Raw genomic sequence first — 9,360 nt, forward strand, 5'->3', positions numbered from 1 at the left:
AACGCCAATGGTGGCCGCGGTGGCGGCCACCATTGGCGTTGCCGCCATTTCCACCAGTCCCGCCTCCACCGCCGCCGCCACCGCCACCGGATTTCTTGCCTCCCGAGACGGCATCGATTTCATGCTGATCAAGCTCGCGCAGATGCATGGTCAAATCTCCATCTTCTTGACGACGGGCAACATCGGCCCGGCAGATAATGAATTCGCACCTCGAATTTTCTGAATCAAGAAGATAAGTGTAGCATTTTGTGTCAGAATGTGATTTACCATACAGTATATCTTTGCATAGATCAAACTTTAATTTCGCGGTCGCGAAATGTTCACAGTCATCGTTCGCGACTGCAAAAATTTGGCTTATGCCGTCAAGCTTGTGCGTTCGTCCGGTAATCGTATTTGCTCGACGCGTCGGTACGCCGGCATTGGGAGCGGACGTAGACTGGGGTTGAGTTGAGGTCGACGACGCGGGTCAGTGAGTTGCTGGTTGCGCACGCCCGGTGAGCCCGCGTTCCTATACGCTCTCGACCCTCTGCGGGCTCTACGAATGGTCGCTCTCAGGCTCCTGGTGAAACAGCTTCGGACGACGGAAAGCGGTGGGAAATAGACCTTCCGCTCCGACAACTCATCGGGAAAGCCGATCATCCGCGGGCGATCAAATCGGTTTCTCATCGCTCATGTCACATCGGCCGCCCCAGTCTCGTCCCTGTCGCACGGCGCGCGTTCCGCGATCCTGACGAGCCAGATGCACGCGCGTCCCAAGAGAGGGATGATCATGACGACTGTAGTACCTGCCCATGCCGGACGAACCGATCTGGGATATGCTGCCCCTCCGCGTGCGGAGGGTGAGGAGTTGGTGCCCTCGCGCTACGTGGTCCGGATCGGCGAGATCGACGTGCTGGTCGTCAGCGATGGCGTCCTGCCGCTCCCGACCAAGATGTTGGGGCACAACGTCGAACCGGCCGTGAGGGCGGCCTGGTTGAACGACATGTTCCTGCCGCCGGACGCGTTCGACTGGTCGCTGAACGTGGTTGTGGTCCGCAGCGGCGGCCAGACCATCCTCATCGACGCCGGGTTGGGGCTGGACCCGAACCTGAACCTGCCGCGGGCCGGGCAACTGGTCAGGCGTTTGAAGGCCGCCGGCATCGATCTCGCGTCCGTGACCGACGTGGTGCTGACCCACATGCACATGGACCATGTCGGCGGCCTCCTCGTCGACGGAGTGAAGGAGCGGCTGCGTCCGGACCTGCGGATCCACGTGGCGGCTGCCGAGGTCGAATTCTGGGAAGCGCCCGACTTCACTCACGTCAACATGCCACAGGGATTCCCTGACGCGCTGCGGGCGGCCGCCAAGCGGTTCGCGAAAGAGTACCGCAGCCAGTTGCGGTTGTTCGACGAGCAGCACGAGGTCGCGCCTGGGGTGATCGTCCATCGCACCGGCGGCCACACTCCCGGGCACAGCGTGGTGCGTCTGGCATCCGGCGGTGACCGGCTGACATTCGCCGGCGACGCCGTGTTCGCGGTCGGGTTCGAGCACCCCGACTGGCACAACGGCTTCGAACACGATCCCGAGGAGGCGGCGCGCGTTCGCATCCGGCTCCTGCGGGAACTGGCGGCGACCGGCGAGCAATTGATCGCCACCCACCTGCCGTTCCCGTCCGTCGGCCGGGTCGCGGTCGATGGCGACGCCTTTCGGTGGGTTCCCGTGTTCTGGGACTACTGAGTGCAGGAACCCGTCCCGATCCGATCGTCCGTTGCGACCGGGAGCGTGCACGGGTGACGCATCGACAGTCGTTCATCCTCGGGATCTGTCCCGAGGATGCGCTTCCCTGGGAACGCGCGCCGTCCCGGCCATTGTGAATCGGAACTTGTCCAGGGCCGTCCCGTCCCGGGCATCTCACAAGGACAAGTCCTCGCCAGGCCCAGGTCGGGCGCATCAATCGTCCGCGCCGATGTCACACTGCAAGGGGCGCTCCTCGTCATGACTGCGACCGTCCCGATGGGACTGGAGTCGAGATGGAGCGTCACATGAGAATCGTCGTCATCGGCGGCACTGGGCTGATCGGCTCACAGGTCGTCGCCAACTTGGAGAGCGCCGGCCACGAGGTGCTCGCGGCCTCGCCCAAGACGGGGGTGAACGCTGTCACGGGCGAGGGGCTCGCGGATGCGTTGCAGGGCGCCGGCGTCGTCGTCGATGTCGCCAACTCGCCCTCCTTTGCCGACGACGCGGCGATGGACTTCTTCGTCCGCGCCGGACAGAACCTCGCGGCGGCTGAGAAGGCCGCGGGCGTAACGCATCACGTGGCGCTCTCGGTGGTCGGGACCGAACTCCTGCTCGACAGTGGCTACTTCCGCGCCAAGCTTGCCCAAGAGGAGTTGATCGCCTCGGCGGGCGTGCCCTGGACGGTGGTCCGCGCCACGCAGTTCTTCGAGTTCGTCGGCACGATCGCGGGAGCGGCAATCTTCGACGGCGTTGCGCGGGTGACCTCCGCGTCGATTCAGCCGATCGCATCGGCCGACGTGGCCGCGAAGGTCGCCGAGGCCGCGCTCGCGCCACCCCAGAACGGCATGATCGAGATCGCTGGCCCTGAGCGCCTGCCGATGGTCGAGCTGGTGAGGCGCCACTTCGACGGCATCGGCGAGGCGCGTGAAGTCGTCACGGACGACACCGCACCGTATTTCGGGGTGCTCCTCGAAGATCGCTGGCTGACACCCGCCGGTGACGCGTGGCTGTCGGAGCGGCGCTACAGCGACTGGCTGGCAGCGCAGCCGAAGCGCGCGGTTTGAGGAATACCGCCGATGGATGCGGCCTACGTCTCGGCGCTTTCCGCGCTTGCGGGTTCCGCCATCGGCGCGATGGCCTCCTTCGCGACCACATGGCTGACGCAACACAGCCAGGAGCGCGCAACGCTGCTGGTGCAGGATCGCGCGCGACGGGAAGCTCTCTACGGCGAGTTCATTCGGGAGGCGTCGACCTTGTTCGGCGACGCCTTCCAGCATGATCTCGACGATCCGGCCAAGCTGGTAAACCTCTATGCCATCGTCAACAAGATCCGGCTCTTCGGAGAGCCGGAGACGCTCGAAGAGGCGGAGCGTGTCATGCAGCGGATCGGCGAGACTTACTTCGCCCCGAATAAGGATCTCTCCGCCTTCGCGGACATCCACCACGCCAGCGGCCTCGACCCGCTTTGCGCGTTCTCGATGGTCTGCCGCAGGGAACTCGCAAGCGCCCGGCGTTGAGGCTCAGTGAGGCGTCGGCGCTCCCGCCGCCCCTCCGAACAACCTTGTCATACGTTCGAGCTTGTCCGGGTTGCGAGTGAAGTAGATGGCGACGATCAGGCCGCCCTGGATATCCAGGGCGACGGTCTGGAGTGTTCCACCCGGCTCCAGGCTGAAATAGCCCGGCAGGCCATCGATCCAGAGGTCCTGCAGCTTCCGGGCATGCTGGATCCACGACTTCCGCGCAGCTCCCTCGAACATGCGCGTGACCTTGTCGATCCCGACGATGGGCCGTGGGAATGCGTGTACCTTCCCGCCCCCATCGGAGTGCACGATGACGGCATCGGCGAGCATGCTGCGGAGCGCCGCGACGTCGCCTGTCGCCGATGCCTCGAAAAAGGCTTTCGCGATGCGGGCCCCCTCTTCCTTCTCGACGGGGAACCGCGGGCGTTCGGACTGCACGTGTTTCCTGGCTCTGGCAGCGAGTTGACGCACGGCCGGAGGCTCACGCTGAAGTGTCGCCGCGATCTCCGCGAGCGGGATCGCGAAGACGTCGTGCAGGAGGAACGCAGCCCGCTCGAGGGGCGAGAGCCGCTCCAAGGCGAGCATCAATGTGAGCGTCAGGTCATCCCCAGGGGCTTCGTCCGAAGCCATGGCAACGGGTTCGGGCAACCACGTTCCAAAGTATGTCTCTCGCCGCGCTCGGGCGGACTTCATGACGTCCAGGCAAAGGCGCGTGACCGTGCGCGATAAAAAGGCACCGGCCGACGCCACACCGGCATGGTCGACCTGCCGCCAGCGGAGCCATGCGTCCTGTACGACATCCTCGGCCTCGCCGAGAGAACCGAGCATGCGGTAGGCGAGCCGGACGAGCCGCGCCCGCTCCTGTTCGAAGACGAGGGTTGGATCATCAATGGTCGGCATGGCGAAACGACCAGATGCTGAGGGCAACCGCAATCAATGCAGGAAGTGTCACCGCGGGGAAGTCGCGGGGCAGAACCTCAGGCCCGCAAATGCCCACTGCGACCTCCCAGACGTGAAACAGCGCATGCCCTGAAAGCCAGATTGCACCCATACTCCAAAGGAGTACCCGCGATCCGGGCCTTACCGCACCGAAGAGAAATCCCGCCCCGATCAGCAAGAAGATCAGGCCGATATCGCGTAGGAAGTGCTGATTGAATGGGCCTGTCGTCGTCACGCCCGGCACCGCGAAGTACCATGCCTCGGGTGAGGCGAGCATTAAGATGCCGTTGCCGACTAGTCCTGCGCCGAGAAGGCCGGCCAGCACCGGCATAGCTTTGCTCATCGCACGCTCCCCACGTGATTGGTCCACGAGAGTGACGACGCGCGAAGGCCGGTTGTGACATTGAATGGAAATTATCTCGGGGCTCTCGTCAAAGCCTCGGCTTTGCACCGCCGCCCCACCAGATTCGAGTCGGCTGTGCTGGCGTTCGAGAGGCGCGTCGAAGCGCCTGATCAAGCCACGATCTGAAACAGACGTTCGCACTGACCTATACGGAGCCCGTTGACGGACGGCCGCTTTCGAGGAGCTCCGATACGGGCATCGGCGACAGCCTTGGATCGGGGCCGGAGCGTCCGATCCAGGGACAAGGGCCAGGGTCCGCATCCCACCGATTGTGTCGAGAAACTCTGAGGTCGTGCGCCAAGCGTCGCCTGGCGCAGGTCTCCGGAGAATGTTTGTCTCTCGCCGATGATGCGTTGCCACGATAGCCGCGCATCCTGGGCGAATCGAAAGTGGAATCTTCTCGCGTAGGCGCGGCTTGCGGTGCTGCTTTGGGCCGATCCCGAGTTTTTCAGCGAAGTCCGCTCCTTGCGGACCTTCCGCCGTGCCATTCCGATGTCCGATCGGACGGCGGAAGCGGGCCTTGAAGCAGCGGTCATGACATCAGCAGGTTCGGGCACACGAGCGACGGCACGGCTGGCAAGTATCAAGATCGGGACCTTCACATCTTGAAACCCGACTTTCAAAGTAGATTGCTCTCAGGGCTTATCTCATGCTCTGCTGGAGCCAAAGCATCGCTCGGGATCGACTTGAAGCAACGCGCGACCGAGCCTCAGATGTGCGGTCTTGGCTATCTCCGAACGTCGTCATGGGTGATCCTGACGCGCCTGCCTGGGACGATGCAGCGCGTTCCTCGGCGCATGGCGCCGGCAACTTGCGACCCGGCCGCAGGTTAGGCTTCACGTGCCTGGGCTCGAATGCGCCAGGCTGTGGTGCGCCGGAGACGGCGGCTGGAGCTGGAGTGAGCGGTGACCGGGCGTGATGTGGCTGAACTTGCGATGGCGGACCTCCGGCTGCTGCGCGCGGCGGTCGAGGCGACGGGCGAGGCGATCCTGATCACCTCGCCCGACCTCTCGGGGTCAGGGCCGCGCATCGAATACGCCAACCCGGCCTTCACCCGCATGACTGGGTACGAGGCGCACGAGGTCGTCGGCCGGACGCCGCGCCTCCTGCAGGGCCCCCGCACCGACCGCGCCGTGCTCGACCGCATGCGCGCTGCCCTCGAAGCCGGCGAGCGGTTCCAGGGCGAGGCGCTTAACTACCGTAAGGACGGCTCCGCCTACGTGGTCGAGTGGCTGATCACGCCGGTGCGGGAGGAAGACGGCCGCATCTCGCATTGGGTCTCGGCCCAGCGTGACGTCACCGAACGCCGCGCCTACGAGGACCGGCAGGTCATGATGGTGCGCGAACTCCACCACCGGGTGAAGAACACCCTCGCGACGGTCCAGGCGGTGTTCAACGCCACCGCCCGCTCCGGGCTTTCCCTCACCGAGTTCACCCGCGCCTTCTCCGGCCGGATCGCGTCCCTCGCCCGGACGCACGCGCTTATCACCGAGGACCTCGCCCAAGCCGCCTCCTTCGACGGTTTGCTGCGGGCGGAACTCGACCCCTACGATACGCGGGGGCGGCTCGTGTTCGAAGGCCCTCGGGTCGTGCTGCCCTCCGAACTCGCGGTGCCGGTCGGCATGGCGCTGCACGAACTGACCACCAACGCCCTGCGACACGGGGCGCTGGCCGATCCGGACGGTCGGCTCCACGTGACGTGGCGGCTCGAGGGCGGACCCGCCAAGCCCGGCTTGCGCTGGGACTGGCACGAGCACGACGGGCCGCCCGTCGGCCATCCGACGCGCGAGGGCTTCGGCCACCGCCTGCTGAACAAGGTCCTGGCTGCGCAGACCGGCGCCGAGGTCGAGGTCGACTTCGCCTCGGACGGGCTTCGGGTCTCCGTGCGGATGCCGCTACCCCCGGGGGCAGTCTGAGGGACAGGCTGTCCGCTCAGACGGCGTGGGCAGGTCCGACGAAGTCGCGGATGGTCGAGACTGACCTTGCCCCCTGGTCTCCCCGCATTCCGAAGCGAGGGTCCGTCGCGCAGGAGACGGACGATGAAGAAGAGCCGGTTCAGCGAGGAGCCCATCGTCGGCATCCTGAAGAAGCAGCGGGCCGGTCTGCCGATTGCTGAGATCTGCCGCCGCCACGGCATCAGCGACGCGACGTTCGACACATGGCGTTCGCGCTCCGGCGGCATGGAGGTCTCGGATGCGCGCCGGCCGAAGGCGCTCGACGAGGAAAACCGCAAGCTCACGAAGCTCCTCGCCGAGGCGATGCTCGACGTGGCCACGCTGCGCGAGGCGCTGGGAAAAAACTTCTGACGCCCGGCGTACGGAGAACGCCCGTGAGTTGGGCCATCGAGGAGAAGGGTTATTCGCAGCGTCGTGCCTGCGGGCTGATCGGCTTCGAGCCGAAGATGGACCGCTAAGCCTCGACCCGCGGTGGCGATGCAGCCGTGCAGGTACGCCTGCGCAGCCTGGCCGGCGAGCGCCGTCGGTTCGGCTGCCGGCCTCTGCTCATCCTGCCTCACACGAGCCTTGGCGGGCTCACCCCGAACGCGTTTGCAACCCGGTCCAAACAGGACCAGAACCAGATGAATGGGGCCTGTGCCCCGCAGCGGATTGTCCGCTGCGGGACTGGATCGTCGGTCTCTCAGCGGCCCGAGCCGCCGCCGCCGCTGGTGCTCGTGTTGCCGCCACCGGCGTTGCTCGGATTTCCGCCGCGCCCACCGTTGTCCTGAGCCAGCGCGGTACCGGCCACGAGGGCGAGCGCCAGCGTCGCCGTGATGATCTTCGTCATGCGTTCCTCCTTACGCCGCAGCCTGAGGCGGTGCGGCTTGAGTCAACTTCAGGATCGATCAGCGACCGCCGGCCGCGCCGCCCGCACCGCCGGTGCCGGACCCCGTGCCGGTCCCCATGCTCCCGCTGGAGCTTCCGCCAGCAGCCCCGGGCGTCGCCGGAGCCATCCCGGTTCCGGTCGTGGTGCCGGTGGCTGAGCCGGTCGAGCGCTCCATGCTCTTCTCGGAATTGCTCTTTACGCTGCCCGGGTTGTTCATGTTGCCCTCGGCGCTTCCTCCGCCGGCGGGCGTCTGGGCCAGAGCGGCGCCCGAAAGGGCGAGGGTCAGCGCGGCGGCAAGCGCAAGTGTCTTCGATTTCATGATCGTTTCCATCCCTGTTCGTCGTTGTGAGGGACAAACCCTGGGACGATCTGATTCGTTCAGACCACCGCCCAAAGTCGGCTTATTCGGCTGGGCTGTGCCGCGACCGATTGGTGGATCGAAGCATTCCAATGGCCAGGCGACGGAAGGGACGCATCGCGATCGTATCGTTGCCGTCGCCGCCGTGGATCGTGCACAGCGCACTGCCGATCCCGATGCTGTCGGCGCCATCGTCGCCCGACAGCGTGCCGCTCGACATCGTGCCGATGTCGAACGTATCCCGACCGTCTCCACCCTCGAGATGGCTCGCCTGAAGGAAGTCGAAGCTGCCGTCGCCCGATCCGCCGAATGCTTCGATCTTCTCCGGCTGCCACGCGGTTCCGATGTCAGCACGACGAACCGGTCGTCACCGCCCGCTCCGTAGACAGGGTCGCCGCTGCACGGCCTCGGCGCCGGACGATCTACCGCCCGGACCCGAGGTGTCGCAGGCGCGCTTCGGGATTAGATCGGGCTGGGTCCGATCGATCGCTGTCGGCAAGCTATGACGACGTCCGGCGAGTGTCGCGTCGCGGCAGTCCGAGGACGCTGTGTCGAGCGTGCGTTTCGTGGCACGCCCGGAGATGCGCACGGCCCCGCGCACCCGGTCGTTCGGCGGCATAGCCTCTTCGATGCCGGGGCCGTTGGCGAACGCCCACCCGGACAAGCGCGCTCTGCCCCACCCTGATGCCCGTCGGCGGAAGGGCGTCGGCCTCGGCGGGTCGCCCCGTGAATCGCTGCCGTGCTTCGCGATCGAGCGGCCGCGATGCGACCGAGCGTGACCTTCCGCCCATCCCGAGATCACCCAGCACGACAGGCGTTCGCTGATGTCGGTCGCTGCCGCAAAGGCGGCGCGCACGCAAGATGGATTAAAGTCCTGTCCTGCGCCTTTGGGATTAGATCGTTGGCGCGCAATAGTCGCCCACTCAGCCGAAATCTGCAAGCGATGTACACTTCAGTACTAAATCACTGATTATCACATTAGCATCGTTGACTGTATTTTATGCAGAAATTACTCGATAGCCATAGTCGTTCTGACTATACGCATCGGCGCCCAAGCTTCGATGAAGACGCGTCTTGTGTCGTTTAACGGCCGACGCACTCTTTTCGCGATGCGGCGCACGTCATTGTGGGGGCAGTTATGGTTGCGCTGGTCAAACACGATCTTGAGTTCATTCTCAAGCAGATCGAAATCGCGGAAGCGCACGCTCAGGGCGGCGTCTTGGCCGAACTGGTCGCGGGATATAACGGCAATGACGGCCTGACCCAGGCGCATCTGCTTCCCTATGGCCTCCGCACGGTCGATGGAAGTTACAACAACCTGCTTCCGGGGCGTGAGAAATGGGGCGCGTCGGATCAGAGCTTCCCCGGTCTGTTCACGCCGGCCTACCTCAACGACGCGGACGGCGACCGCTACGACTTCAATCCTCTCCCGAACATGGAGACGTGGTTCTCCAATAACGACTACGCCAATGCGGGCACGCGGTCGGGATCCCAGCCCGGCCCCGGGAGCGGCACGGTCATCGACGCCGATCCCCGGATCATCTCGAACCTGATCGTGGACCAGACCCTGGACAACCCGGCCGCCATCGCGGCGGCGCTG

11 protein-coding genes and 1 pseudogene are annotated in these 9,360 nt (G+C 65.3%); 7 read left to right on the top strand and 5 right to left on the bottom strand.

From position 1 onward, the window contains the following. From MFF42_RS18865 to MFF42_RS18880, 4 genes are all read left to right on the top strand, one after another. Positions 1-223, top strand: a 223-nt coding sequence (locus tag MFF42_RS18865; protein ID WP_238257119.1) for a hypothetical protein, incomplete at its 5' end; no start/stop codon positions are given. A gap of 546 nt (positions 224-769) precedes the next feature. Next, a complete protein-coding gene (locus MFF42_RS18870) occupies positions 770-1,717 on the top strand; it encodes an MBL fold metallo-hydrolase (RefSeq protein ID WP_238257128.1) in 948 nt (315 codons plus the stop codon). Between the two features lie 305 nt (positions 1,718-2,022). Further along, complete coding sequence (locus MFF42_RS18875) at positions 2,023-2,781, top strand: SDR family oxidoreductase (protein ID WP_238257120.1); 759 nt, start codon at positions 2,023-2,025, stop codon at positions 2,779-2,781. Positions 2,782-2,793: 12 nt separating this feature from the next. Further along, positions 2,794-3,234: a hypothetical protein gene (locus MFF42_RS18880; protein WP_238257121.1), complete on the top strand. Its 441-nt coding sequence runs from the start codon at positions 2,794-2,796 to the stop codon at positions 3,232-3,234. Between the two features lie 3 nt (positions 3,235-3,237). Here the strand turns inward: MFF42_RS18880 and MFF42_RS18885 are convergent, their stop codons facing one another. Then, on the bottom strand, positions 3,238-4,137 hold the full coding sequence (locus tag MFF42_RS18885) for a sigma-70 family RNA polymerase sigma factor (protein WP_238257122.1): 900 nt from the start codon (positions 4,135-4,137) through the stop codon (positions 3,238-3,240). Beyond that, the gene (locus tag MFF42_RS18890; protein WP_238257123.1) at positions 4,124-4,519 is read right to left on the bottom strand and encodes a hypothetical protein; all 396 of its coding nucleotides are present in this window, start codon (positions 4,517-4,519) and stop codon (positions 4,124-4,126) included. Before MFF42_RS18890 ends, MFF42_RS18885 begins: the two co-directional genes overlap by 14 nt. Positions 4,520-5,514: 995 nt before the next feature. Here MFF42_RS18890 and MFF42_RS18895 point away from each other — a divergent pair. After that, a complete protein-coding gene (locus MFF42_RS18895) occupies positions 5,515-6,495 on the top strand; it encodes an HWE histidine kinase domain-containing protein (RefSeq protein WP_238257124.1) in 981 nt (326 codons plus the stop codon). 123 nt (positions 6,496-6,618) lie between these two features. Continuing rightward, positions 6,619-7,088, top strand: a pseudogene (locus tag MFF42_RS18900) (transposase); the annotation flags it as partial. Positions 7,089-7,216: 128 nt separating this feature from the next. Here the strand turns inward: MFF42_RS18900 and MFF42_RS18905 are convergent. The 3 genes from MFF42_RS18905 to MFF42_RS18915 form a co-directional block, all read right to left on the bottom strand. Continuing rightward, on the bottom strand, positions 7,217-7,363 hold the full coding sequence (locus MFF42_RS18905) for a hypothetical protein (protein ID WP_238257129.1): 147 nt from the start codon (positions 7,361-7,363) through the stop codon (positions 7,217-7,219). A 58-nt stretch (positions 7,364-7,421) separates the two neighbouring features. Next, complete coding sequence (locus tag MFF42_RS18910) at positions 7,422-7,721, bottom strand: hypothetical protein (RefSeq protein WP_238257125.1); 300 nt, start codon at positions 7,719-7,721, stop codon at positions 7,422-7,424. Between the two features lie 82 nt (positions 7,722-7,803). Further along, positions 7,804-7,980 carry a hypothetical protein gene (locus tag MFF42_RS18915; protein WP_238257126.1) on the bottom strand — a complete coding sequence of 59 codons (177 nt, stop codon included), beginning with the start codon at positions 7,978-7,980 and terminating at the stop codon, positions 7,804-7,806. A 918-nt stretch (positions 7,981-8,898) separates the two neighbouring features. On the opposite strand from MFF42_RS18915, the gene MFF42_RS18920 reads away from it, so the two are divergent. Then, positions 8,899-9,360, top strand: a 462-nt coding sequence (locus MFF42_RS18920; RefSeq protein WP_238257127.1) for a peroxidase family protein, incomplete at its 3' end; no start/stop codon positions are given.

The sequence above is a fragment of the Methylorubrum podarium genome (genome assembly GCF_022179745.1).
Lineage (GTDB): Bacteria > Pseudomonadota > Alphaproteobacteria > Rhizobiales > Beijerinckiaceae > Methylobacterium > Methylobacterium podarium.

What these genes read in the sequence shown, in the direction of transcription:
- MFF42_RS18870 (WP_238257128.1), top strand. Translation starts at nt 770, where the DNA reads ATGACGACTGTAGTACCTGCCCATGCCGGACGAACCGATCTGGGATAT.
- MFF42_RS18875 (WP_238257120.1), top strand. Translation starts at nt 2,023, where the DNA reads ATGAGAATCGTCGTCATCGGCGGCACTGGGCTGATCGGCTCACAGGTC.
- MFF42_RS18880 (WP_238257121.1), top strand. Translation starts at nt 2,794, where the DNA reads ATGGATGCGGCCTACGTCTCGGCGCTTTCCGCGCTTGCGGGTTCCGCC.
- MFF42_RS18885 (WP_238257122.1), bottom strand. Translation starts at nt 4,137, where the DNA reads ATGCCGACCATTGATGATCCAACCCTCGTCTTCGAACAGGAGCGGGCG.
- MFF42_RS18890 (WP_238257123.1), bottom strand. Translation starts at nt 4,519, where the DNA reads ATGAGCAAAGCTATGCCGGTGCTGGCCGGCCTTCTCGGCGCAGGACTA.
- MFF42_RS18895 (WP_238257124.1), top strand. Translation starts at nt 5,515, where the DNA reads ATGGCGGACCTCCGGCTGCTGCGCGCGGCGGTCGAGGCGACGGGCGAG.
- MFF42_RS18905 (WP_238257129.1), bottom strand. Translation starts at nt 7,363, where the DNA reads ATGACGAAGATCATCACGGCGACGCTGGCGCTCGCCCTCGTGGCCGGT.
- MFF42_RS18910 (WP_238257125.1), bottom strand. Translation starts at nt 7,721, where the DNA reads ATGAAATCGAAGACACTTGCGCTTGCCGCCGCGCTGACCCTCGCCCTT.
- MFF42_RS18915 (WP_238257126.1), bottom strand. Translation starts at nt 7,980, where the DNA reads ATGTCGAGCGGCACGCTGTCGGGCGACGATGGCGCCGACAGCATCGGG.